This window comes from Pseudomonas sp. IPO3778 (assembly GCF_013386825.1).
Lineage (GTDB): Bacteria > Pseudomonadota > Gammaproteobacteria > Pseudomonadales > Pseudomonadaceae > Aquipseudomonas.
This window is the reverse complement of sequence record NZ_JACARC010000025.1, coordinates 23,358-46,056: the sequence shown is the minus strand read 5'-3', so window position 1 is coordinate 46,056 and position 22,699 is coordinate 23,358. Positions and strand designations below refer to the sequence as shown.

The following is a 22,699-nucleotide window of genomic DNA, read 5'->3' as shown; positions in this document are numbered from 1 at the left end:
CTGGCGCGAGGCCGATGACTTTCCTCTCGTCAGGAGCACCTATGACCACCCAGTGCATGAACGCTTTTTCCTCCACCAAGCTCTTCCTGCAACAGAACTTCATGACCGCCAAACGCATTCCGTCGGGATTGATCGCGGGCATCAACGTGTTTGACGTGAACGACCACAAAGCTGGCGGCTACCGCCTGGCCACCCTGGATAAACCCGGTGAGTACGGCAAGATCGAGCGGCCGCTGATGGGCCATTGGGTGCCCCAAGGCAGCTTTTGCGACATCCCCGCCAACCCGGGTGCCACGGGCTACGTGTTCACGCCGGACTTCAGTGGCTGCTCGATCCTGATCGATCATATCGACGACACCACCTACCGGGTGTTCCACGTGCAGGGCGGCAGCGATTACCTGAACAAGGAATACCTCAGCCGCTTTGATGGACACGGCCTGGGCTTCGCCACGGCGATGACCTTTGATGACTATGGCGAGGATGCCTACCCTCGGGGCTTTGCGTTCATGAAATTCGAGGAAGGCCGCTGGTGGATTTATTTCCAGCGCCAGAACGGCGTGGGGCTGAATTTCGCCTATGGCAAATTCCAAATGAACGGCGCGCAAACCGTGCGCGGTGGCGGGCGCATACCGGTGCCGAACCTCAAGCGCGAATCACCGCGCCACGGCGTGGTGCACAGCGGCAAGGCGTTGCCGATGCCCAGCAACGGGCTGACGGAGCTCAAGGTTGAAGTCTGGTAATACCCCGGTTGAAAAATAATCGGGAATAAAAACTGATGGCAGATTGTTCATCCTGCAGACGCTGACAATTGACCCCCAGACGGACTTCATGATGATTGCACTGACTTTTCTTAAAACGATCCCCGGCAGGCGCGTGATGAGCAACACCGACCCTGAAGTTTTGGCACGCCGTCATCGCCTGGCGCTGCTGGCATTGCAAGTGATTGGCCTGGTGGTGTTGATCGCCTGTGCCATCGATGCCCAGCGGGCACAAGCCCAGGACCTGCCTGACCCGTTGAGCGGCGACGCCAAGACGGTCCTGATGACCGTACAGGCGGAAGGTGTGCAGATCTACAACTGCGCCAAGGACAGCGGCGGCCAGTTGACCTGGCAGTTTCGCGAGCCACTGGCGACGTTGATGATCAATGGCAAGACGGTGGGCCGACACTTTGCCGGGCCAACCTGGCAACTGAATGATCGCAGTGCCGTGGTCGGCAAGGTGGTGGCCCAGGTGCCGGGGGCAACGGCGCGGGATATTGCGCTGTTGCGCCTGGACGTGGTGAGCCATCAAGGCGTTGGCGGCTTCTCACCGGTGGTGGCCGTGCAGCGGTTGCACACCGAAGGCGGCGTGTTCAGCGGCAGTTGTGAGCACGACGGCGATCTGCACGTGGAGCCTTACCGCGCCGACTATCGTTTCCTCGGCCAGTAGTCATTACCGTTTCACCCCGGGCCGCTCGGCTCGGTCGTAACACCCTCTGAACGTCTTCTTGTCTCGCACCGGTGGTTATCGGCGCGCGGCGAAGCTGTGCCTACAATTCAAACCATAATGATAGGAGCTTTACATGATCACTCGTTTACTCGCTGTCGCGGCTGTCTCTCTGGTTGCTTCAGCCTGTGCCCAGGCGGCTGATAGCGGTGCCACTGACTGGACCGGTTTCTACGGTGGCTTGAACGCCGGTGTTGGCTTTGGTGGCGACGGCGACGTCAATACCAAAGGGCAGGCGGCACCGAATATCGCCAATATCAACGGCGGTGCGCGTCCGGGCCGGGTGGACCTGGACCGCAATGGCTTTGTCGGCGGCGCGCAGATTGGCTACAACTACCAGTTCGGGCAATGGGTGGCGGGCGTCGAGGCGGATATCTCCCACACCGACCTGCAAGACAGCCGCAACATCGGTACCTCGCAACTGAATACCCACCTGGCGCTGAACAACCAATTTGAATCGAAGATCAAATACCTCGGCACCCTGCGCGGTCGTTTTGGTTACGCCTTTGACCATACGTTGATCTACGGCACCGCAGGCCTGGCGTATGGCGAAACCAGCCAGAGCGTGGATATGTTTGGCCCCACCGGCAACACCCAGTTCAGCGGTGACCAGAGTCACTTCAAGATGGGCTACACGGTGGGCGCAGGTATCGAACAGGCGCTCACGCAAAACCTGTCGATCAAGACCGAATACCTGTACTACGACCTGGGCGAAGACAAGCTGAACGTGGCGGTGATTCCGGGCAGCGGCGGGGCGGGCACGGGTTATGACTCGAAATTCAAGAATGACGGGCAGATGCTGCGGGTGGGGTTGAACTGGAAGTTTGATTGATCGGTAGCAAGGCCTCAGGCGCAGGCGCCTGAGGCTTTGATAGGACGCGCCCGGTAGTTGTGCATCTGGATCTTTCGGTTTTTTTGCGACCGGAGGGCGTTCCAGGTGCTGAAGTCGAAGCGGGTCACGGAGACGACGGTTTCCTGGAGCAGCAGGATGGAAGGATCGCAACTCGTGTTCCTGTAGGGGGTATTCAAGGTGATTTCCAGCGTATCCTTATCCCGGTAACCACTGAGTATTGGGACGAGGGTGAAGGCATGGTCTGCTCCCTCGGACTCTGTCGGTACTCCAGCGAATATGACGATACCGACATATACCTTTCGGTCGCTCAAGCTGAACATGCACAGGGTGTAGTGTTGAATGGATTCTTTGAGCAATAGTTTGAAAGGCGTGCCTTCAAGAGTGCCCAGCGCAAGCCGGTATTTAAGTTGTTCATCCGATTTCAGGTTCAGTTCTTTTTTCTTTGTGTTGACATAAAACCTTGCCCAGAAAAAAGGAATGACCAAGGCAGTCAGTCCGGTCTGCAGTAGGAAGATCCAAAGAGCGCAATTTTTGTCGTTGGCGATGTCGAGTTGAACCAACAGGGAACCAAGATGGCGGCTGTAGTCTGTCGCAAGCTCGTGACCTGCGATATAAACCGCCTGTTTTGACACTGCCAGAAGCAAGGCAGTTATCAGGGTTGCGACGACCAGACAAACCAACCCCAGCCGTGCAACGTGCAGATAGAGTAATTGGCCTTCAAAACGGTGCAGGCGGCAGTAGTAATAAGGATGTTTTATACACACCAGATAACCGCTGACCAGTAACGGCAAAATGATCAGCAGGCCCATGAATCATCGGCCTCCATTTTGCGGACCTGGCGAATCGCTTCTTTGTAGGCATCGGATTCCATGACTTCTTCGGCGGAGACTGAAATACCCCATTCGCCCACGATTCTCATGGTTCTTTTTGACTTGATGGCTTCCACGGTATCCAAGTCATCCTGAGTCGGTTTACCGGCGAACAACGAATACAATCCAAACATGGCGACGACCTCGAGAAGATGCAGTCGTTTTTATAGCAAGTGGCTGTGGGCCCCGCCATTGATGGCCGACGTGCCAGCGTCGCCAGTTCCCGTAGGAAACGTCTCCATTCGCTTCAGCGGCCTAAAACGTCGGCGGCGTAATCACCCAAATCACCACCGCATCCACCTTGCCGGGGTTGCCATACCGATGGGGCTCACGGCTGGGGAAGCTGAAACTGTCCCCTTCATCCAGCTGAAAATGCCGCTCACCCACCCACAGCTCGAATTCCCCGCTCAACACATAACCGGCTTCTTCACCCTCATGGCTATAGCTCTGCTGGCTATAGGCCCCCGGCGGAAAACGCGAATGCAGCATCTCCAGCTGATGATTGGGCAGGGGCGTCAGCAATTGGTCGACGATGCCGTCTTCATAGCGAATGCTCTGACGATTGTTTTTGCGCACCACAAAGCCTTCATCCTGCGGGGCCGGCGTGGTCTCGCTGGCAAAAAACCACTGGATCGTCACGCCCAGGCTGCGGGCGATATTGAACAGTGCCGGGATCGACGGGTAGGCGAGGTTGCGTTCCAGTTGGCTGATGTAGCCGGCGGTCAATTCGCTCATCTGTGCCAATTCGGTGAGCGTCATGCCTCGCGCCTTGCGCAAGCCACGGATGCGGGTGCCGAGAAACAGTTGTGGCGGTTGGTCGTTCAAATGTCCCACGCGGCCTTCAATCCTTCATAAATCGCCTCTTCGGCGGTACGCGGTGCCAGGCAGTCGCCAATGCGCGTGAACCCCACCAGGCCTTCCAGTTCTGCGCCCAGAGTGTCCACCGGCTGATGGCCCTGGCACAACACCAGGGTGTCGATATTTTCCAGCAGCATCGGCTCGCCGCTGGCGGTGTGTTGCAGGTAGACGGTGGTGTCGTCGCAGCCGTACAAGCGGGCGTAAGGGATGATCGGGATGCCCAGCCGGTGCAGCTCTCCGGCCAGTTGATCACGCACGTACAGCGGCAGGTTTTCCCCGCAATGGGTGCCGTTCACTGCCAGTTGCACCTGATGGCCGGCGCGGGTCAGGCGTTCGGCAATGCCGGGCCCGATCCAGTCGCAACGCCAATCCACCACGACCACCGAACGGCCCAACGGGACTTCGTCGCGCAGCACTTGCCAGGCGTCCACCACCTGCAACTCGCCGCCGCGTTCGAAGGCCGGCCAATAGGGCTCGGCGCCGGTGGCGATGATCACGCGATCCGGTTGTTCGCGTTCCACCCGCTCACGGTCGACGCGGGTATTGCGCACCACCCGCACCCCGGCCAGTTCCATTTCCCGTTGCAAATTGGTGCTGGCGCCGCCGAACTCGCTGCGCCGTGGCAGCAGTTGCGCGAGGAGCACCTGGCCGCCCAACTGACCACTGGCTTCATACAAGGTCACGTCATGCCCGCGCTGGGCGGCCACCGCTGCCGCCTTCATCCCGGCCGGGCCGCCGCCAACCACCATGATGCGCTTGCGCCGCAGTGCCGGTTGCAACTGGCCAAACTGTAACTCGCGGCCGGTCTCGGGGTGCTGGATGCAGGAGATCGGCAAACCCTTGTGGAAGTGACCGATACAGGCCTGATTGCAGGCGATACAGGCCCGCACATCTTCGGCATGGCCGCTGGAGGTTTTGGCGGGCATTCGGGGGTCGCAGATCAGCGCGCGGGTCATGCCGCACACGTCGGCCTGGCCCCGTTGCAGCATCAGTTCGGCTTCCTGGGGCTGGTTGATGCGCCCGGTGACGAACAGCGGAATCGACAGGCTGGCCTTGAACGTCGCCGCCTCGTGCGCCAGGTACGCCGGGGCAATGGCCATGGGCGGTACTATATGGATCGCGCCGCCGAGGGAGGCCGAGGTGCCGGCGACGATGTGCACGTAATCCAGCTGTGATTGCAACTGTTGCACGGCGGCCAGGGAGTCCTCCTCGGTCAGGCCTTCGGGGTCGCGCTCATCAGCAGAAATGCGCAGGCCGATAATGAAATGCCCGTCGGTTGCGGACCGTACTGCGGCGATGATTTCCCGCAGGAAGCGCAGGCGTTGTTCCAGCTCGCCGTTGTAGCCGTCGGTGCGGCGATTGACCCGCGGGTTGAGAAATTGCGCCGGCAGATAACCATGGCTGGCGACCACCTCCACACCGTCAATCCCGGCCTGATACAGGCGCTTCGCCGCCGCGCCATAGCCCGCGACAATCTCGTCGATCATTCCTTGGTCAAGGGCGCGTGGCATCACGCGAAACCGCTCGTTGGGCACCCCGGAGGCCGAGTAAGCCACCGCCAGCAAACCGTCGGCCGATTCCATGATTTCCCGCCCCGGATGGAAAATCTGCGACAGCACCACGGTGCCGTGGGCATGGCAGGTTTCGGCCAGTCGGCGGTAGCCGTCGATGCAACTGTCATCGGTGGCCATCAGCACATGGGAGGTGTAGCGGGCGCTGTCATGCACGCCGGCCACCTGCAACACAATCAGCCCCACACCGCCTTCGGCGCGTGCCCGGTGATAGGCGATCAATTGCTCGTTGACCCGGTTGTCGGTGGGCATCGAGGTGTCGTGCCCGCTGGACATGATGCGGTTTTTCAGGCGTTTGCCGCGCAGTACCAACGGTTCAAAAAGATGCGGAAAGGCATGGGGCGACATGGTGCGGATACTCCAGGCGCTGTTGTTGTTATTTTTCTATAGGAGGTCAGCCTCAGTAAAAAATCAACTTGTTTTTTTACTGGGGACTGGATTAGCGTCAGCCCCATCACCCACCCGCCTGGAGCACAAAAAATGACTGGGGCCACCGAATTACAGCTGCGTGAAGAGCTTGCCGCGTGCTACCGGCTGATCGCGCATTTCCGCATGAGTGACCTGATCTTCACCCATATCTCGGTGCGAATCCCGGGGCCCGAGCACCACTTTTTGATCAACCCCTATGGGCTGATGTTCGAGGAGATCACCGCCTCCAGCCTGGTAAAAATCGGCCTGGACGGGCGCGCGGTCGAGGCGTCGGCCCATGGCGTCAACCCGGCGGGGTTTGTGATCCACAGCGCCATTCACGGGGCCCGCGCAGACGCCCAGTGCGTGCTGCACACCCACACCCGCGCCGGGTGTGCGGTGGCGGCACTGGAGTGCGGGTTGTTGCCGGTGAACCAGATTTCCATGGAGTTCTACGGCAAGGTCGCCTACCACGACTACGAAGGCGTGGCGCTGGACATGGACGAGCAACAACGCCTGGTTCGCGACCTCGGTGACAAGCCGGTGTTGATGCTGCGCAACCATGGCCTGTTGACGGTGGGGGAGACGGTCAGCCAGGCGTTCCTGCGCATGTATTACCTGGAAAAGGCCTGCGATATCCAGATCGCCGCCCAGGCGTGCGGCAAGTTGATCCTGCCGCCTGCGGCTGTGTGCGAACACACCGAGCGCCAGTTCAATGACCCGGGCCGGCCACTGGAAGAGGGTGAGCTGGCGGACCTGGATGCCATGCAGCTGGCATGGGCGGCATTGCTGCGGTTGCTGGATCGGGTGTCGCCGGGGTTCCGGGAGTGAGGTAGAGTCGTCCAGCCGACTCAACCCAAGGACACCGCCTCATGACCCAGGAATCCCGTTTCTCCCGCATGGAACCGGAGTTGCGCAAAGCCAATCTGGTCCAGGCAACGCTGGTCTGCCTCAAGCGCGACGGCTTCCAGGGCGCGTCGATCCGCAAGATCAGCGCCGAGGCCGGGGTGTCGGTGGGGCTGATCAGTCATCACTATTCGGGCAAGGATGAACTGGTGGCCGAGGCCTATCGGTCGATCACCCGGCAGGTGATGGACCTGCTGCGTGATGCCATGGCCAAGGCACCACCCAGTCCCCGCGAACGCTTGTCGGCGTTTTTTCGCGGCTCGTTTTCCCCCGAGCTGCTGGACCCGCAACTGCTGGATGCCTGGCTGGTGTTCTGGGGCGCGGTCAAGACCGCCCCGGCGATCAACCAGGCTCACGAACATTCCTATGGCGAGTACCGCACCATCATGCGTTCGGCCCTGGTGGACATGGCCGCAGAAGAAGCCTGGGAGCGCTTCGATGGGGATTTGGCCGCGATTGCCTTGAGCGCCTTGCTCGATGGTTTGTGGCTGGAGTCGGGGCTCAACCCCGGCACGTTCACCCCGGAGCAGGGCATCCAGATCTGCGAAGCCTGGGTCGATGGCCTGCAGGCGGGTGGCCGCCAGCGCTTTCAGACCAAACCCTGAACTGACGTTTTCTTCGCCGCCTGGACGCAATGTCCAGGCCGGCATTCCCCCTCGAAAAATATTTGCAGCTACCCGATTGCCTCCTTGCTGAACACTCGTTTAGTATCGGCCCATGTCGCATCCCTCAGGCCAATTAAAATAATTCGAGGATTCCATGACTGTAGATCCGTCCGTGCTCACCCACGTGCAAGCAGGCGTCGCCTGGATCACCCTCAATCGCGGCGCCCAGCGCAATGCCCTGGACATCCCGAGCCTCAAGCACTTGCATGCCTTGCTGGACGGTTTCAACACTGACCCGGCCGTGCGCGTGGTGGTACTGACCGGCAGCGGTCGCAGCTTCTGCGCCGGTGCCGACCTGGCTGAATGGGCCGACGCCGAAGCCCGTGGTGCCCTCGAAACCTACGGCTGGACCGAAACCGCCCACGCCCTGATGACTCGCCTGCACACCCTCGACAAGCCGACAGTCGCCGCCATCAACGGCACGGCGGTCGGCGCCGGCATGGACCTGACCCTGTGCTGCGACCTGCGTGTGGCCGCGCAATCGGCACGTTTCAAGGCCGGCTACACCAGCATGGCCTACTCGCCGGACGCCGGTGCCAGCTGGCATTTGCCGCGCTTGATCGGCAGCGAACAGGCCAAGCGCCTGCTGTTCCTCGATGAACTGTGGAGCGCCGATCGCGCCTTGGCCGCCGGCCTGGTGGGCGAAGTCGTCGCCGATGAGCACCTGCACGCCCACGTCAACGAGCTGGCCACGCGCCTGGCCAACGGCCCGACGTTCGCCTTTGCCCAGACCAAAACCCTGATCCGCGAAGGCGCCGAGCGCAGCTTGCCCGAGCAACTCCAGGCGGAACTCGCCGCCGGTTTGCTGTGCGGTCGCAGCGCCGACGGTGCTGAAGCCCTGCGCGCCTCGATGGAAAAGCGCCCGGCGAAGTTCACCGGCAACTGATTCCTCCTCAAAACACCCTCGAACGATCGACAGGTAGCGCCATGAATTTCCAGCCCAGCCAAGAACAAGACATGTTGGTGGACGCGGTACGCAGTTTTGTTGCCAAGGAGTTGTTGCCCCACGAGGAGGCGGTGGACCGCGCCGATGAGGTCTCACCGGAACTTGCCGCGCAGATCCGTGATAAGGCCATCGCTGCCGGTTTCTATGCCTTCAACATGCCGGAAGAGGTTGGCGGTGGCGGCCTGGACTACCTGTCCCAGGCGTTGATCGAGCGGGAGTTGTCGAAGGTGTCGTGGGCGCTGCACGTGTTCGTCGCCCGGCCGTCGAAAATCCTCATGGCCTGCACCGGTGCGCAGATTGGCGAGTACCTGTTGCCGTGCGTGCAGGGCAAGAAGGTCGACTGCTTCGCCCTGACCGAACCGGGTGCGGGGTCCGACGCCAATGCGATCAAGACCCGCGCCGTGCGCAGTGGCGATGACTTTGTGCTGAACGGCAGCAAGCACTTCATCAGCCATGCCGGCCACGCCGATTTTGCGATTGTGTTTGCTGTCACCGACACCTACGAACACAACGGCCGCCAGCGCAACGCGGTGACGTCGTTCCTGGTGGACCGTGGCACGCCGGGCATGACCATTCGCCGGGGCCCCAAGTGCGTCAGCAACCGCGGCTACCACACCTATGAAATGTTCTTCGACGACTGCCGCGTGCCGGCCTCCAAAGTCCTCGGCGAAGTCGGCAAGGGCTGGGATGTGGCCAACGCCTGGCTGACGGCCGGGCGGGTAATGGTCGCGGCCAACTGCGTGGGCCAGGCCCAGCGTGCACTGGACGTGTCCTTGCAATGGGCCGCCGACCGCAAACAGTTCGGCCAGCCCATCGGCACCTATCAAGGCATCTCGTTCAAGCTTGCCGACATGGCCACGCAGATTCGTGCGGCCGAGCTGCTGACCCTGAACACCGCCTGGAAGATGGACCAGGGCACCATGACCGATGGCGAGGCCGGCATGGCCAAACTGTTTGCCAGCGAAGTGCTGGGCAAGGTCGCCGATGAGGCCGTGCAGATTTACGGCGGCATGGGCTTGATGGATGAAGGGCCGGTGGAGCGCATCTGGCGCAACGCGCGGATCGAACGGATCTGGGAAGGCACTTCGGAAATCCAGCGGCACATTATTGCCCGCGAACTGTTGCGGCCACTGTTGCGTTGATCGGGTCGGAGAACGCTTATGTCCCAGGCTATTCGCGACAACCTCAAGCGCCTGCTGGCGCCCCGTCACCTGGCGTTTGTCGGTGGACGCAGCATGGCCCGCGCCCTCAAGCGCTGCGCCGAGGGCGGTTTTGACGGCCCGATGTGGCTGGTCAACCCCCAGCATGACAGCCTCGACGGCATTCCCTGCGTGCGCCGCGTGGCGGATTTGCCGTGCGGCCCGGACGCCGTGTTTATCGCCACCAACCGTGAGCTGACCCTGACCTGCGTCGCCGAACTGGCGGCCATCGGCACCGGTGGCGCCATCTGCTACGCCTCCGGGTTTGCCGAAACCGGCGCCGAAGGCCAGGCCTTGCAGCAACAATTGCTCAAGGCGGCCGGAGAGATGGCGCTGCTGGGGCCCAATTGCTACGGCCTGCTGGATTACCTGCACAGTTCTGCACTGTGGCCGGTGGCCCATGGCGGCAAGCCGGTGGAGAAGGGCGTTGCGGTACTGACCCAGAGCGGCAACTTCGCTTACAACCTGTCCATGAGCGACCGTTCGCTGCCGGTGGCCTATATGGCGTCGGTGGGCAACCAGGCGCAATTGGGGGTCGCCGAGCTGATGGATGTGCTGCTGGATGAGCCGCGCGTCACGGCCATCGGCTTGCACCTGGAAGGCCTGAAGAATGTGCCGGGGTTCGCTCGCGCGGCTCACAAGGCGCTGGAAAAGGGTATTCCGATCATCGCCCTGAAAACCGGCGTGTCACAGATCGGCGCCGAGTTGGCCTTGAGTCATACCAGTTCGTTGTCGGGCTCCGATGCACTGTACGACAGCCTGTTTGCACGCCTGGGTGTGATCCGGGTCAGCGGGCCGGTGAGTTTTGTCGAAACCCTGAAAGCGGCGGCCTGCGGGAATTTGCCGGCGGGCAACAGCCTGATCGCCCTGGCTTGTTCCGGTGGCGATGCCGGGTTGATTGCCGACTACGCCGAGCGCAACGAGCTGAGCCTGCCGAAACTCGATGAAGGCCAGCGTTCGGAACTGGCGCAGGTGCTGCCCAGCTACGCCAACCTGGTCAACCCGCTGGATTTCACCACGGCCATCTGGGGCAACAGTGAAGCCCTCAACGCCATGCTCGACACCGCACTGCGCACCGAAGCGGATGCGGCAATGCTGGTGCTCGACTACCCCGCTGAATTTACCGGTGAACGCAAGGAATGCGACCTGCTGCTGGAGCTGTTTTGCGGCGCGCTGACTCGCCACGGCAAGACCGGGTTTGTCACCTCGGCATTCCCCGAATTGCTGCCGGCCCACGCTCGCGAGCGCCTGCATGCCCAAGGCGTTGCGGCGTTGCAAGGGGTGGAAGACGCGCTGGCGGCCTGGGGCCGGATTGCCGGTTACCAGAACAATCGCCGGGCGTTGCTGGCGCGGGGGGAGTCGATACTGGTTCCGCTGTGCCCGCAAGCCCTTGAAGAGCACGGCCAGTCGCTTAACGAGTGGGACTCCAAGCAAGCGCTGCGGGCGTTCGGATTGACCACGCCGGCCGGTGTCTTGAGCACGCCGGCGCGGGCGATTGCCGATGCCGGCAGGTTGGGCTACCCGCTGGTACTCAAGGCCGTCAGTGCACACCTGCCGCACAAAACCGAGGCCGGTGCCGTGGCGCTCAACCTGCGGGACGGCCTCGCCTTGAGCGCCGCCCTGGCCCAGATGCGCGAGCAAATCGCCGCCTACGCGCCGGATGTTCCACTTGATCACCTGCTGCTGGAGTCCATGGCCACGCCACCGTTGGCGGAGCTGATTGTGGGCATCAAGCGTGAAAACGACTTTGGCCTGGCGTTGGTGATCGGCGCCGGTGGAATCCTCGTGGAACTGCTCAAGGACAGCCGCAGCCTGCTGCTGCCAACCACCGATGATGCGATCCGCAATGCCGTGCTCAGCCTGCGCAGCGCCGCATTGCTGCAAGGTTTTCGCGGGCGTGAGGGGGCCGATATGGAAGCGCTGGTGGCGGCCATTCGGGCGGTGGCCGACTACGCCTGCGCCAACGCGGGGCAGTTGCTGGAACTGGATGTAAACCCATTGCTGGTCAATGCCCGGGGCGCCACGGCGGTCGATGCATTGATCCGTCTCGCCCAGGCGTGAAGGAGATGACAATGCAAAGTAAAACCTTGACGGGCGGCCAGGCCCTGGTGCGATTGCTGGCCAACTATGGCGTCGACACTGTGTTCGGAATTCCCGGTGTGCATACCCTGGAGCTGTATCGCGGCTTGCCCGGCAGTGGCATTCGGCATGTGTTGACCCGCCACGAGCAGGGCGCCGGCTTCATGGCGGACGGTTACGCCCGGGTCAGCGGCAAGCCGGGGGTGTGTTTCATCATCACCGGGCCGGGGGTGACCAATGCGGCGACGGCCATCGGCCAGGCGTATGCCGACTCGATTCCGCTGCTGGTGATTTCCAGCGTCAACCACACCGCCAGCCTCGGCAAGGGCTGGGGTTGCCTGCATGAAACCCAGGACCAGCGGGCGATGACCGCGCCCATCACCGCGTTTTCGGCGGTGGCGTTGAGTGCTGAGGACCTGCCGGAGTTGATCGCGCGGGCCTACTCGGTGTTCGACAGTGAGCGGCCACGGCCAGTGCATATTTCGGTGCCGCTGGATGTGCTGTCGGCGCCGATCAAACGAGACTGGAGCCATGAAGTGGTGCGCCGCGGCGGGCGCGGTGTGCCGTCGGCTGAACGCCTTGATCAGGCGGTGGCGAAACTGGCTGCGGCCAAGCGTCCGATGATCATTGGCGGTGGCGGCGCGCTGTCGGCGGCGAACGCGTTGCAGCGCTTGAGTACGCAATTGGCGGCGCCGTTTTTCAGCAGCGTGGCCGGCAAGGGATTGCTGCCGGTGGAGCATCCGCTGAATGCCGGTTCCACCTTGTGCGTCGAGCCCGGCTGGCAGCTTATTGCTGAGGCGGATGTGGTGTTGGCCATTGGCACCGAAATGGCCGATACCGATTTCTGGCGCGAACGCCTGCCGATTAATGGCGAGCTGCTGCGGGTGGATATCGACCCGCGCAAGTTCAACGATTTTTATCCCTGTGCCGTGGCGTTGCTCGGTGATGCCCAACACACCGCGCAGGCCCTGCTGGAACGCCTGCCGGCCACGCCGCGTAACGCCGATGCGGCGACCAAAGCGGTCGCGGCATTACGCCAGGCAGTCAGCAGCGGCCATGGTCCGTTGCAGCGGATTCACCAGGCCATTCTCGACCGTGTGGCCGCTGAGCTGCCGGCCAACGCCTTCATCAGCAGTGACATGACCCAGTTGGCCTACACCGGCAACTACGCCTTCCCCAGCAACGCCATCCGCAGCTGGTTGCACCCCACCGGCTACGGCACCTTGGGCTATGGCTTGCCGGCCGGGATCGGCGCCAAGTTCGGCGCACCTGAACGGCCTGGCCTGGTGCTGGTGGGCGACGGCGGCTTTCTCTACACCGCCCAGGAGCTGGCCACCGCGGTGGAAGAACTGGACAGCCCGCTGGTGGTGTTGCTGTGGAACAACGATGCCCTGGGGCAAATTCGCGACGACATGCTGAGCCTGGACATCGAACCCATCGGCGTCCTGCCGCGCAACCCGGACTTCGCCGCGTTGGCGCGGGCATTCGGTTGTACGGTCAGCGAGCCACAGAACCTGGATGAGCTGCAGACGGATTTGCGTAACGGTTTCAAGCGCAACGGCGTGACCTTGATCGAGTTGAAGCATGCCTGTGTGAACCTTTAGAGGAGCAACACCATGAGTGAAAACAACAACAAAATGACTCAAGCGATGCACCGACGGGACTTCCTCAAACACAGCGCCGTCGCCGGTGCCGTGGCCGCTGCGTTCTCCATGGGCCTGCCGCTGCCGGCCTTTGCCGAAGAGGCCGTGCCCAAGCCGGGTGGCGTACTGCGCATGGGCCTGGCCGGGGGCAGCACCACCGACTCCCGTGACCCGGGTTCCTGGGTCGACACCTTCACCTTCGTCGGCTTTTCGGCGGTGTACAACACCCTCACCGAAATCGCCGTGGACGGCACCGCCATCCCCGAACTGGCCGAAAGTTTCGAGTCAACTCCCGACGCGCGGATCTGGACCTTCAAGCTGCGCCAGGGCGTGACCTTCCATAACGGCAAAAGCCTGACCGCTGACGACGTGGTGGCCTCGATCAACCACCACCTGGCGGCCAACTCCACCTCGGCGGCCAAGACGGTGATCGGTGATGTGGCCAGCGTCAGTGCCAAGGGCAGCGATGCGGTGGTGTTCGAACTGCATTCGGGTAACGCCGATTTCGCCTACGTGGTTGCCGATTATCACCTGGTGATCATGCCGGCCAAGGATGGCGTGGCCGACTGGCAGGCCGGGATCGGCACCAGTGGTTACCGCCTGAAAAGCTTCGAGCCCGGCGTGCGCATGGACCTGGAGCGCAACCCCGGTTACTGGAAACAGGGAAGGGCGCATTTCGCCAGTGCCGAGCTGATCGCCATTGCCGACGGCGCGGCGCGGGTCAATGCGCTGGTTACCGGGCAAGTGGATGTGATCAACAAGGTCGACCTGAAAACCGTGGCCCTGCTCAAGCGCAACCCCACGCTGGTGATCGAAGAAACCAAGGGCGCCCAGCACTACACCTTCCCGATGTTGTGCGACAGCAACGAGTTCAAGAACAACGACATTCGCATGGCGATGAAACATGCGATCAACCGCGAAACCCTGCTGGCCTCGGTGCTGCATGGCTATGGCCTGGTGGGCAACGACCATCCGATCCAGCCCGGCAGCCGCTTTATCAACGCCGCGTTGGAGCAACGCACCTACGACCCGGACAAGTCACGGTTCTACCTGCGCAAGGCCGGTGTCGAGTCCCTCAAGGTGCGCCTGCAAGCCTCCGACGCCGCCTACACCGGCGCGGTGGACGCCTCGGTGCTGTTCAAGGAACAGGCGCGACAGGCCGGGATTGATATCGACGTGGTGCGCGAGCCGGCGGACGGGTTCTTCTCCAACGTCTGGATGAAGCAGCCGTTCACCACCTCGTTCTGGTACAGCAGCCTGACCGCCGACCGCATGTTCAGCATCGGCTACGCCAAGGGCGCGGCCTGGAACGAAACCCATTGGGATAACCCGCGCTTCAACCAGTTGCTCAACGCGGCGCGCGGGGAGATGAACGCGCCGCTGCGCCAGGACATGTACAACGAAATGCAGAGCCTGTGCCGGGACGATGGCGGGGCGATTGTGCCGTTGTTTGCCAGCTCCGTGGCGGCACGCTCGAACCGCGTCAGCCATGGACCGCTGACGGCGCCGTATGGGGAACTGGATGGGTTGCGGCTGATTGAGCGGTGGTGGCAGGCGTGATTCTTGTGTCGAACGCTATCGCTCAGGCAATGAAAACCAAGTGTGGGAGCTGGCTTGCCTGCGATGGCATCACCGCGGTGTCCTGTTAAACCGCAGCGTCTGCATCGCAGCCTCGCTAAAGCTCGACAGCTCCCACAGGGGAAATGTGTGGCCATCAGGAAAATGCTCAACTCATGAGAACCGAACATGAATAGCCTATTCAAGCTGGTACTCCAACGCCTCGCTCTCGGCCTGCTGTCGTTGTTCGCCGTGTCGGTGATCATCTTCCTGGCCGTGGGCATGCTCCCCGGGGATATCGCCCAGGCCATGCTCGGCCAGTCGGCCACGCCGGAAACCGTGGCGGCCTTCCGCGCCCAATTGGGCCTGGACCTGCCGCCCCTGAGCCGCTTCGTGCAATGGCTGTTGCGCCTTCTGCACGGCGACCTTGGTGCCTCTCTGGCCAACCAGCGGCCCATCGCCGAGCTGATCGGCGCACGCCTGGGTAACACCTTGCGCCTGGCGGCACTGGCCGCGTTGGTCTCGGTGCCTTTGGCGCTGGTGCTGGGCATGCTCGCTGCGCTGTACCGCAACAGCTGGTTCGACCGCCTGCTCAACACCTCGGCCCTGAGTGCGGTGTCGTTCCCCGAGTTCTTCGTCGCGTACCTGCTGATCCTGGTGTTTTCGGTCAAGCTCGGCTGGTTTCCCAGCCTGTCCAACCTGGCGCCGGACGCGTCATTCGGCACCATCCTCGAACGCTCGGTGCTGCCGGTGGCCACCCTGAGCCTGGTGGTGATCGCGCAGATGATGCGCATGACCCGCGCCTCGCTGATCAACCTGCTGGCGAGCCCCTACATCGAAATGGCCCGGCTCAAGGGCATCAGCCAGTCGCGGATTATCTGGCGCCACGCGTTGCCCAATGCGCTGGCGCCGATCGTCAACGTGATCGCCCTCAACCTGGCGTATCTGGTGGTAGGCGTGGTGGTGGTCGAAGTGGTGTTTGTGTACCCGGGGCTCGGGCAGTTGCTGGTGGACTCGGTGTCCAAGCGCGATATCCCGGTGGTGCAGGCCTGCAGCCTGATCTTCGCCGCCACCTACATCCTGCTCAACACCGGCGCCGATGTGCTGTCCATCGCCACCAACCCACGCCTGATGCATCCCAAGGGGTAGACCATGAGCCTTCTCACACAACTGGCCAAGGCGCCATTGAGCGCGAAGTTCGGCCTGCTGATCATCGTGCTGTACGTGCTGGTGGCGCTGTTTGCACCGGTGCTGGCGCCTTATGGCGAAACCCAGGTGGTGGGCGACGGGTTTGCGCCCTGGAGCGGCCAGTTTTTGCTGGGCACCGATAACCTTGGGCGGGATATGTTCAGCCGCCTGGTGTATGGCGCGCGCAATACCCTGGGCATTGCATTCCTGACCACGGTGCTGGCGTTTTTGCTGGGTGGCTTGAGCGGCTTGATTGCGGCGATCAAGGGTGGCTGGGTCGATCAAGGGTTGTCACGGGTGGTGGACATCCTGATGGCGATCCCGCAACTGATCTTCGCCTTGCTGATCCTCAGCGTGGTGGGCACCAACGCCACTTCGCTGGTGCTGGTGATTGCCCTGCTGGACTCGACCCGGGTGTTCCGCCTGTCCCGGGCCGTGGCGATGACCGTGGTGGTGCAAGACTTTGTCGAAGCCGCGCGCTTGCGCGGGGAGGGGCTGTGGTGGCTGGTCACCCGTGAAGTGCTGCCCAACGCCGCCGCCCCGTTGATTGCCGAGTTCGGCCTGCGCTTCTGCTTTGTGTTTTTGTTTATCAGCGCGCTGTCGTTCCTCGGCCTGGGCATTCAACCGCCCACCGCCGATTGGGGCAGCATGGTCCGCGACAACGCGGTGCTGATCACCTTCGGCGACATCAGCCCGTTGCTGCCGGCCCTGGCGGTGGCGTTGATCACCGTCAGCGTGAATTTTGTCGTCGACTGGATGCTGCATAAATCCAGCGGCCTGAAGGAGTGTTGAGGATGGACAAGCCATTGCTGGAAATCCGCAACCTGCAGATTGAAGGGCATTACGAGGAGGCCTGGCATCCACTGATCAAGGGTATCGACCTGACCTTGCAGCGGGGCGAGGTGTTGGGGTTGATTGGGGAATCCGGCGCGGGTAAATCGACGTTGGGCCTGGCGGCCATGGGCTTTGCCCGCGACGGTTGCCGCATCACCGGTGGCTCGGTGTGCTTTGACGGCATCCAGCTGTTGCAGGCCAAACCCGAAGCCTTGCGAAAGCTGCGGGGGCTGCGCATTGCCTATGTGGCCCAGAGCGCTGCCGCGTCCTTCAACCCGGCCCACCGGCTGATTGACCAGCATGTGGAGACCGCCGTGATCAACGGTGGCATTAGCCGTGCCGAGGCCGAACGCGAGGCAGTGGAGCTGTACCGTGTGCTGCGCCTGCCCAATCCGGAAACCATCGGCCAACGTTACCCGCACCAGGTGTCTGGCGGGCAGCTGCAACGGGTGATGACGGCCATGGCGATGGCCTGCCATCCCGACCTGATTATCTTCGACGAACCCACCACGGCCCTCGACGTCACCACACAGATCGAGGTGCTGGCGGCGATCCGCGATGCGGTGAAAACCTTCGGCAGTGCCGCGCTGTATATCAGCCATGACCTGGCGGTGGTTGCGCAAATGGCCGACCGCATCATGGTGTTGCGCCACGGCAAGTTGGTGGAGGAAGCCGAGACCCGCACCATGCTCAGCGCCCCGCAACAGGACTACACCAAGTCCCTGTGGGCGGTACGCAGTTTTCGCACTGAGCCCAAGGCCTGTCCCGAGCAGCAAGTGCCGTTGCTGGAAGTGCGCCAGGTGTGCGCCAGCTACGGGCATCAGCCGGTGCTGCATGACGTGTCGATGAGCCTGTATCGCGGCCAGACGCTGGCGGTGATTGGTGAGTCCGGCAGCGGCAAAAGCTCCACGGCGCGGTTGATTACCGGGCTGTTGCCGGCCACGGCGGGGCAGGTGCTGTATGACGGCGAAGCGTTGCCGGCGGACTTTCGTCGGCGCAGCAAGGAGCAGTTGCGGCGAATCCAGATGATCTACCAGATCCCGGATACCGCACTGAACCCGCGCCAACGCATCGTCGACATCATCGGCCGACCGCTGACCTTTTACCTTGGCCTCAAGGGCAAGGCCATGCGCGCCCGGGTCGCCGAGTTGCTGGAGATGATCGAACTGGACCCGGCCACGTTCATGGAGCGCCAGCCCCGGGAGCTGTCCGGCGGCCAGAAGCAGCGGATTTGCATCGCCCGCGCCCTGGCGGCCGACCCGCAACTGATCATCTGCGATGAAGTGACCTCCGCCCTGGATCAGTTGGTGGCCGAGGGCGTGCTGAAACTGCTCAACCGTATCCAGCAGCAGTTGGGCGTGGCCTACCTGTTTATTACCCACGATGTGGCGACCGTGCGCGCGATCGCCGACGAGGTGGTGGTGATGCAGCGCGGAAGGGTGGTGGACCGGGGCAGCCGCAGCGCGATCTTCACCCCGCCGTACCAGGACTACACCGGCCTGCTGTTTTCATCGGAGCCGGAGATGGACCCCGACTGGCTCGACCATTTGCTGGCCGAACGGGCCGCACTGACTTCTTGAGGAACTGATATGAAGGTTTTGATTGTCCACGCCCACCCGGAGCCGCAGTCGTTTACCGCGGCCTTGCGTGACCTGGCTGCTAGTACATTACAGGCCCAGGGGCATGAGGTGCAGGTCAGTGATTTGTACGCGATGAACTGGAACCCGGTGGCCAGCGCCTCGGACTTCACCTCGCGGGAGAATCCCGAGTACCTGGTGTATGCCCTGGAGCAGCGACTGGGGGTGAAAAGCCAGTCGATCGCGGCGGATATCCAGCAGGAACTGGACAAACTGCTGTGGGCCGATCTGCTGATCTTCAACTTCCCGATCTTCTGGTTCTCCGCGCCGGCCATGCTCAAGGGCTGGATTGACCGGGTGCTGGTGTCGGGCGTGTGTTACGGCGGCAAGCGCTTTTATGATCAGGGCGGGCTCGCCGGCAAGAAAGCGCTGGTGACGGTCACCCTCGGCGGGCGCGAGCATATGTTTGGCGAGGGGGCGATTCATGGACCGCTTGCGGATATGCTGCGGCCGATTTTGCGTGGCACGCTGGCGTATGTGGGGTTTGAGGTGCTGGAGCCGTTTGTGGCGTGGCATGTGCCGTACATCAGCGCCGAGGCGCGGCAGGAATTCCTGCACCGTTACCGGCAGCGGCTGGAAGGGCTGGCGGATGACCAGCCGTTGGTGTTTCCCAAACTGGAGCAGTTTGATGAGGCGCTGTATCCACTGTCTTGAACTCAGTGAAGATCCACTGTGGGAGCCGGGCTTGCCCGCGATGGCGGTGCATCAGTCAGCCTATTAGGTAACTGATACACCGCTATCGCAGGCAAGCCAGCTCCCACATTTGATCTTCATTGTCCGCCGGGATTGTGCGCCCGCAACCGCTCGGCCGCACTGCGCAGCAACTGCTCGGTGCCGTCCCAGCCCAGGCAGCCGTCGGTGATCGACACGCCGTATTTCATCGACGGGCTCAAAGGCTGGCAGCCTTCGAACAGGTGGCTTTCGATCATCATGCCGATCAGCGACGTGTCGCCCTGCAGGCGCTGCTCCAGCACATCGTTGAACACCGCCGGTTGGCGCAGCGGGTCTTTGCCGCTGTTGGCGTGGCTGCAATCGACCATGATCCGCGGTGCCACTTTGCTCTTGGCCAGGTCGGCGTGAACCTGGGCCACGCTCTGGCGATTGTAGTTCGGCCCACGGTGGCCGCCGCGCAACACCAGGTGGGTGTCGGGGTTACCCGGTGTCTGAATGATTGCCGGATGCCCCTGGCTGTCGACGCCGAAGTGGCGGTGCGGGTGAGCGGCGGAGCGCATGGCGTCACAGGCGATGGCCACACCGCCGTCGGTGCCGTTCTTGAAGCCCACGGGCATGCCGAGGCCGCTGGCCATTTCGCGGTGGATCTGCGATTCGGTGGTGCGCGCGCCAATGGCGACCCAGCTCAGCAGGTCATCGAAGTAGCCGGCAGCCATCGGTTGCAGCAATTCGGTGGCGACCGGCAAGCCCAGGCGCAGCATTTCGCGCATCAGTTCCCGGGACAGGGTCAGGCCGGCGGCCATGTCGTCGCTGCCGTCCAGGTGCGGGTCGTAGGCCAGGCCTTTCCAGCCGATGGTGGTGCGGGGTTTTTCGACGTAGGCGCGGATCACCAGCAGCATCTGGTCACTGACTTCATGGGCCAGTTTTTTCAGGTTGCGGGCGTATTCCATGGCCGATTCCGGGTCGTGGATCGAGCACGGGCCGACGATCACCAGCAGGCGTGAATCTTCGCCCTTGAGGATGGCGCGCACGGCTTGGCGATGGGCGTGGATCTGTTCGTTGAGGAACGGGCTCAGGGGCAGTTGGTGCTTGAGCTCCAGGGAACTGGGCAAACGCTGGGTCAGCGCTTCATTGGCGCAGGACAGGGTAGAAACAGGCAGAGCGGCGATCGAAGAGTTCATATTCGGGCTTCCTGGGCAAGCGGCGGGCGGTTCCCGCACGCTCGGCCCTACTGGGGTGTTCGACAATTGGCCGTATTGGCTACGTGTGTTGGCTTGCCACCAATAGGTGACCGATCGGAGGCGGCAGGCTGTCCCGAACGGGGCTTGCTAAATCGCCAGGCGGTGGAGGTGTCGTAGCGGTAATAAGTGGCGTAGTTCATGTCGTGAGTCCTTTAAGTGTTCGGTGTGTGGCAAAAATAATAAGGGCTGAAAAAACAAAACCCCCGGTCGGGGAGCCGACCGGGGGTTAGATTTCTCTGGTAGGCGACCCCTTGAGTAGTGGGCGCCGATTTCAGGTATCAGGCGCGCCAGTGGCTAAACCAATACCCAAAATAAAAGCTGACCAGTGCGCTCAAACCGCTCACACGGGCAGCCACGACCGAGCGCTGGGCGCTGGCAGCAGGGCAAACCTGAGTGTGGGTGAGTTGCAACATGGTATGTCTCCAAATGATGGGGGGAGCTTAACTGAGGCGAGCGGGAGGATTCAATCAGTAATTTCTATTGAGGTTGGGTACTTACGGCTATGACCCAAGTGTCGATATGCTGCACAGACTTCACGATGATTGCCTGGATGCGACCATGACTGCCCTGACGATTGCTGCTGCCCAATCCATTTCCCTTGTGGGCGACGTGCCCGGCAATATCAATCGTCACCTGGCGTTCATGCGCCGTGCGGCGGAGCACGGTGTGCAATTGCTGGTGTTTCCGGAGTTGTCCCTGACCGGTTATGAGCCGTCGCTGGCCGCCGGGTTGGCGATTGCGCCGGACGATGGTGTGCTGGCGCCACTGCGGGAGATGGCGCGTGAACTGCGCATCACCGCCGTGGTGGGCATGCCGATTCGCCAAGGGGCGGCGAATGAGGTGTTGATCGGCGCGCTGGTGCTGGGGCCGGACGGCTCGATGGCCGTCTATACCAAACAGCATCTGCATCCTGGCGAAGAAGCGGCGTTTACTGCGGGGCAGGGCGGGGCGGCCCTCGAATGGGGGGATGACAGGATCGCCCTGGCGGTGTGCGCAGATTTCTCCCACGCCAGCCATCCCCGGCAGGCTGCCGAGGCGGGCGCGAATATCTACGCCGCCGGTGTGCTGATCAGCGAAGGCGGTTATGCGCCAGACACCACCTTGCTCCAGGGCTACGCCGCCGAGCACCGGATGGTGGTGCTGATGGCCAATCACGGCGGCCCCACCGGTGGCTGGACCTGCGCCGGGCGCAGTGCCATATGGGGGGCCGATGGCGGCTTGATCGCAGCAGCCCCGGGTGTGGGCGATACGTTGGTGATTGCGCGGCGCGACACCGGCGGCCAGTGGCACGGGGAACAGGTGGCTATTTAGGGAGTGCAGGCCCATGGCGTTTCAATTGCAGGCCGCAACCAGCCAACACCTGGCCTTCGCCCGAACCCTGACCCATCAGGCCATGGGCAACTATTATCGCCAGTACGACTTGTCGTGGTCCGACGCCGGGTTCGATACCGCCTGGGCCGGTCGGGAGAACTGGCTGATTTGCCGCGATAACGAGGTGCTGGGCTTTATCAGTCTCAGTCGTGACCCCAAGGCGCTGTATATCCGCGAATTGCACATCCTTGAGGCGTTTCGTCATCAAGGGGCTGGTGGCTGGGTCATCGAGCAGATGGTGTACAAGGCGCGCGCCGAGGGGCTGGGTCTTTTACGGTTGACCGTTTTCAAGACCAACCCGGCGCGACGGCTCTATCAGCGCAAGGGCCTGGAAATCGTAGGTGCAGAGGATTGCTTCTGGCGCATGGAGCGAGATTGCCGCCCATGATCAGGCGGGGGTACAACCCATTTGAGGAAAACAGGCACTCGATTTTAATAAGCGCATACTGACCTCAAGAGGTCACTTCCTGATCTTGCCTCACGGTTTCATCATCACCTGGAATGATGCCGTCCTTCATGCCCAACAGGACTGCCACCTTGTGGGCTTCTCCACGCCGTCCCTTTTTGCGCCCCGCGAGCACTTGATAAGTAGTTGCCGGGTCCACGCCGTTTTCCCGGGCGAACGCTTGAACAGACTTACCTTGGTGTTCCAGCCAGGCTTTGGCTTGTGCAGCAGTGCGAATACCGGGCATAGTTCAAAACCGTTCAAGTTTGTTT

22 protein-coding genes are annotated in these 22,699 nt (G+C 62.3%); 16 read left to right on the top strand and 6 right to left on the bottom strand.

Annotated features, from left to right (window positions below; genetic code table 11):
* The first annotated feature begins 41 nt into the window (after positions 1 to 41).
* The 3 genes from HX855_RS11195 (at position 42) to HX855_RS11185 (ending at position 2,317) form a co-directional block, all read left to right on the top strand.
* On the top strand, positions 42 to 740 hold the full coding sequence (locus tag HX855_RS11195) for a hypothetical protein (protein WP_177089427.1): 699 nt from the start codon (positions 42 to 44) through the stop codon (positions 738 to 740).
* A 136-nt stretch (positions 741 to 876) separates the two neighbouring features.
* The gene (locus HX855_RS11190; protein WP_177089426.1) at positions 877 to 1,428 is read left to right on the top strand and encodes a DUF3455 domain-containing protein; all 552 of its coding nucleotides are present in this window, start codon (positions 877 to 879) and stop codon (positions 1,426 to 1,428) included.
* Positions 1,429 to 1,561: 133 nt separating this feature from the next.
* Positions 1,562 to 2,317 carry an outer membrane protein gene (locus HX855_RS11185; protein WP_177089425.1) on the top strand — a complete coding sequence of 252 codons (756 nt, stop codon included), beginning with the start codon at positions 1,562 to 1,564 and terminating at the stop codon, positions 2,315 to 2,317.
* A 14-nt stretch (positions 2,318 to 2,331) separates the two neighbouring features.
* On the opposite strand, the gene HX855_RS11180 is transcribed toward HX855_RS11185, so the two are convergent.
* The 4 genes from HX855_RS11180 to HX855_RS11165 form a co-directional block, all read right to left on the bottom strand.
* Positions 2,332 to 3,147, bottom strand: a complete 816-nt coding sequence (locus tag HX855_RS11180) for a hypothetical protein (RefSeq protein ID WP_177089424.1) — start codon at positions 3,145 to 3,147, stop codon at positions 2,332 to 2,334.
* Positions 3,135 to 3,341, bottom strand: a complete 207-nt coding sequence (locus tag HX855_RS11175; RefSeq protein WP_177089423.1) for a hypothetical protein — start codon at positions 3,339 to 3,341, stop codon at positions 3,135 to 3,137. The genes HX855_RS11180 and HX855_RS11175 overlap by 13 nt, the downstream gene beginning before the upstream one ends.
* 121 nt (positions 3,342 to 3,462) lie before the next feature.
* Positions 3,463 to 4,053, bottom strand: coding sequence for a helix-turn-helix domain-containing protein (locus tag HX855_RS11170; protein ID WP_177089437.1), 591 nt, complete (start codon positions 4,051 to 4,053; stop codon positions 3,463 to 3,465).
* Positions 4,029 to 5,984: an FAD-dependent oxidoreductase gene (locus HX855_RS11165; protein ID WP_177089422.1), complete on the bottom strand. Its 1,956-nt coding sequence runs from the start codon at positions 5,982 to 5,984 to the stop codon at positions 4,029 to 4,031. Before HX855_RS11165 ends, HX855_RS11170 begins: the two co-directional genes overlap by 25 nt.
* Before the next feature lie 132 nt (positions 5,985 to 6,116).
* On the opposite strand from HX855_RS11165, the gene HX855_RS11160 reads away from it, so the two are divergent.
* The 11 genes from HX855_RS11160 (at position 6,117) to HX855_RS11110 (ending at position 19,352) form a co-directional block, all read left to right on the top strand.
* Positions 6,117 to 6,875 carry a class II aldolase/adducin family protein gene (locus HX855_RS11160; RefSeq protein WP_177089421.1) on the top strand — a complete coding sequence of 253 codons (759 nt, stop codon included), beginning with the start codon at positions 6,117 to 6,119 and terminating at the stop codon, positions 6,873 to 6,875.
* A gap of 41 nt (positions 6,876 to 6,916) precedes the next feature.
* Entirely contained in the window at positions 6,917 to 7,555 is a 639-nt protein-coding gene (locus HX855_RS11155) for a TetR family transcriptional regulator C-terminal domain-containing protein (protein WP_177089420.1), read from the top strand.
* A gap of 154 nt (positions 7,556 to 7,709) precedes the next feature.
* Positions 7,710 to 8,501 carry an enoyl-CoA hydratase/isomerase family protein gene (locus HX855_RS11150; RefSeq protein WP_177089419.1) on the top strand — a complete coding sequence of 264 codons (792 nt, stop codon included), beginning with the start codon at positions 7,710 to 7,712 and terminating at the stop codon, positions 8,499 to 8,501.
* 41 nt (positions 8,502 to 8,542) lie between these two features.
* Positions 8,543 to 9,703 (top strand): acyl-CoA dehydrogenase family protein, encoded by a 1,161-nt coding sequence (locus HX855_RS11145; RefSeq protein ID WP_177089418.1) that lies wholly within the window; start codon positions 8,543 to 8,545, stop codon positions 9,701 to 9,703.
* 18 nt (positions 9,704 to 9,721) lie between these two features.
* Positions 9,722 to 11,821, top strand: a complete 2,100-nt coding sequence (locus HX855_RS11140) for an acetate--CoA ligase family protein (protein WP_177089417.1) — start codon at positions 9,722 to 9,724, stop codon at positions 11,819 to 11,821.
* 11 nt (positions 11,822 to 11,832) lie between these two features.
* Positions 11,833 to 13,443, top strand: a complete 1,611-nt coding sequence (locus tag HX855_RS11135; protein WP_177089416.1) for a 5-guanidino-2-oxopentanoate decarboxylase — start codon at positions 11,833 to 11,835, stop codon at positions 13,441 to 13,443.
* 12 nt (positions 13,444 to 13,455) lie between these two features.
* Positions 13,456 to 15,042, top strand: coding sequence for an ABC transporter substrate-binding protein (locus HX855_RS11130; RefSeq protein ID WP_177089415.1), 1,587 nt, complete (start codon positions 13,456 to 13,458; stop codon positions 15,040 to 15,042).
* Positions 15,043 to 15,228: 186 nt separating this feature from the next.
* Positions 15,229 to 16,188, top strand: coding sequence for an ABC transporter permease (locus HX855_RS11125; RefSeq protein WP_010173705.1), 960 nt, complete (start codon positions 15,229 to 15,231; stop codon positions 16,186 to 16,188).
* A gap of 3 nt (positions 16,189 to 16,191) precedes the next feature.
* Entirely contained in the window at positions 16,192 to 17,019 is an 828-nt protein-coding gene (locus tag HX855_RS11120) for an ABC transporter permease (RefSeq protein WP_177089414.1), read from the top strand.
* Positions 17,020 to 17,021: 2 nt separating this feature from the next.
* On the top strand, positions 17,022 to 18,641 hold the full coding sequence (locus HX855_RS11115) for an ABC transporter ATP-binding protein (protein WP_177089413.1): 1,620 nt from the start codon (positions 17,022 to 17,024) through the stop codon (positions 18,639 to 18,641).
* Between the two features lie 9 nt (positions 18,642 to 18,650).
* The gene (locus HX855_RS11110; protein WP_177089412.1) at positions 18,651 to 19,352 is read left to right on the top strand and encodes an NAD(P)H-dependent oxidoreductase; all 702 of its coding nucleotides are present in this window, start codon (positions 18,651 to 18,653) and stop codon (positions 19,350 to 19,352) included.
* A 116-nt stretch (positions 19,353 to 19,468) separates the two neighbouring features.
* On the opposite strand, the gene HX855_RS11105 is transcribed toward HX855_RS11110, so the two are convergent.
* Positions 19,469 to 20,551: a 3-deoxy-7-phosphoheptulonate synthase gene (locus HX855_RS11105; protein ID WP_177089411.1), complete on the bottom strand. Its 1,083-nt coding sequence runs from the start codon at positions 20,549 to 20,551 to the stop codon at positions 19,469 to 19,471.
* Between the two features lie 618 nt (positions 20,552 to 21,169).
* Between HX855_RS11105 and HX855_RS11100 the strand changes: the two genes are divergently transcribed.
* Together HX855_RS11100 and HX855_RS11095 are read left to right on the top strand one after the other, a co-directional pair.
* The gene (locus HX855_RS11100; RefSeq protein WP_177089410.1) at positions 21,170 to 21,922 is read left to right on the top strand and encodes a carbon-nitrogen hydrolase family protein; all 753 of its coding nucleotides are present in this window, start codon (positions 21,170 to 21,172) and stop codon (positions 21,920 to 21,922) included.
* A 13-nt stretch (positions 21,923 to 21,935) separates the two neighbouring features.
* On the top strand, positions 21,936 to 22,370 hold the full coding sequence (locus HX855_RS11095; protein WP_177089409.1) for a GNAT family N-acetyltransferase: 435 nt from the start codon (positions 21,936 to 21,938) through the stop codon (positions 22,368 to 22,370).
* Positions 22,371 to 22,434: 64 nt separating this feature from the next.
* Here HX855_RS11095 and HX855_RS11090 read toward each other — a convergent pair whose 3' ends face one another.
* Entirely contained in the window at positions 22,435 to 22,674 is a 240-nt protein-coding gene (locus HX855_RS11090; RefSeq protein ID WP_177089408.1) for a DNA-binding protein, read from the bottom strand.
* Positions 22,675 to 22,699: the final 25 nt, after the last annotated feature.

Bases quoted from the DNA above. Each gene is read 5' to 3' on its own strand.
- HX855_RS11185 (WP_177089425.1), top strand. From the start codon at position 1,562: ATGATCACTCGTTTACTCGCTGTCGCGGCTGTCTCTCTGGTTGCTTCA.
- HX855_RS11130 (WP_177089415.1), top strand. From the start codon at position 13,456: ATGAGTGAAAACAACAACAAAATGACTCAAGCGATGCACCGACGGGAC.
- HX855_RS11190 (WP_177089426.1), top strand. From the start codon at position 877: ATGAGCAACACCGACCCTGAAGTTTTGGCACGCCGTCATCGCCTGGCG.
- HX855_RS11195 (WP_177089427.1), top strand. From the start codon at position 42: ATGACCACCCAGTGCATGAACGCTTTTTCCTCCACCAAGCTCTTCCTG.
- HX855_RS11165 (WP_177089422.1), bottom strand. From the start codon at position 5,984: ATGTCGCCCCATGCCTTTCCGCATCTTTTTGAACCGTTGGTACTGCGC.
- HX855_RS11160 (WP_177089421.1), top strand. From the start codon at position 6,117: ATGACTGGGGCCACCGAATTACAGCTGCGTGAAGAGCTTGCCGCGTGC.
- HX855_RS11090 (WP_177089408.1), bottom strand. From the start codon at position 22,674: ATGCCCGGTATTCGCACTGCTGCACAAGCCAAAGCCTGGCTGGAACAC.
- HX855_RS11110 (WP_177089412.1), top strand. From the start codon at position 18,651: ATGAAGGTTTTGATTGTCCACGCCCACCCGGAGCCGCAGTCGTTTACC.
- HX855_RS11175 (WP_177089423.1), bottom strand. From the start codon at position 3,341: ATGTTTGGATTGTATTCGTTGTTCGCCGGTAAACCGACTCAGGATGAC.
- HX855_RS11120 (WP_177089414.1), top strand. From the start codon at position 16,192: ATGAGCCTTCTCACACAACTGGCCAAGGCGCCATTGAGCGCGAAGTTC.
- HX855_RS11135 (WP_177089416.1), top strand. From the start codon at position 11,833: ATGCAAAGTAAAACCTTGACGGGCGGCCAGGCCCTGGTGCGATTGCTG.
- HX855_RS11180 (WP_177089424.1), bottom strand. From the start codon at position 3,147: ATGGGCCTGCTGATCATTTTGCCGTTACTGGTCAGCGGTTATCTGGTG.
- HX855_RS11140 (WP_177089417.1), top strand. From the start codon at position 9,722: ATGTCCCAGGCTATTCGCGACAACCTCAAGCGCCTGCTGGCGCCCCGT.
- HX855_RS11100 (WP_177089410.1), top strand. From the start codon at position 21,170: ATGACTGCCCTGACGATTGCTGCTGCCCAATCCATTTCCCTTGTGGGC.
- HX855_RS11115 (WP_177089413.1), top strand. From the start codon at position 17,022: ATGGACAAGCCATTGCTGGAAATCCGCAACCTGCAGATTGAAGGGCAT.
- HX855_RS11105 (WP_177089411.1), bottom strand. From the start codon at position 20,551: ATGAACTCTTCGATCGCCGCTCTGCCTGTTTCTACCCTGTCCTGCGCC.
- HX855_RS11125 (WP_010173705.1), top strand. From the start codon at position 15,229: ATGAATAGCCTATTCAAGCTGGTACTCCAACGCCTCGCTCTCGGCCTG.
- HX855_RS11145 (WP_177089418.1), top strand. From the start codon at position 8,543: ATGAATTTCCAGCCCAGCCAAGAACAAGACATGTTGGTGGACGCGGTA.
- HX855_RS11155 (WP_177089420.1), top strand. From the start codon at position 6,917: ATGACCCAGGAATCCCGTTTCTCCCGCATGGAACCGGAGTTGCGCAAA.
- HX855_RS11150 (WP_177089419.1), top strand. From the start codon at position 7,710: ATGACTGTAGATCCGTCCGTGCTCACCCACGTGCAAGCAGGCGTCGCC.
- HX855_RS11095 (WP_177089409.1), top strand. From the start codon at position 21,936: ATGGCGTTTCAATTGCAGGCCGCAACCAGCCAACACCTGGCCTTCGCC.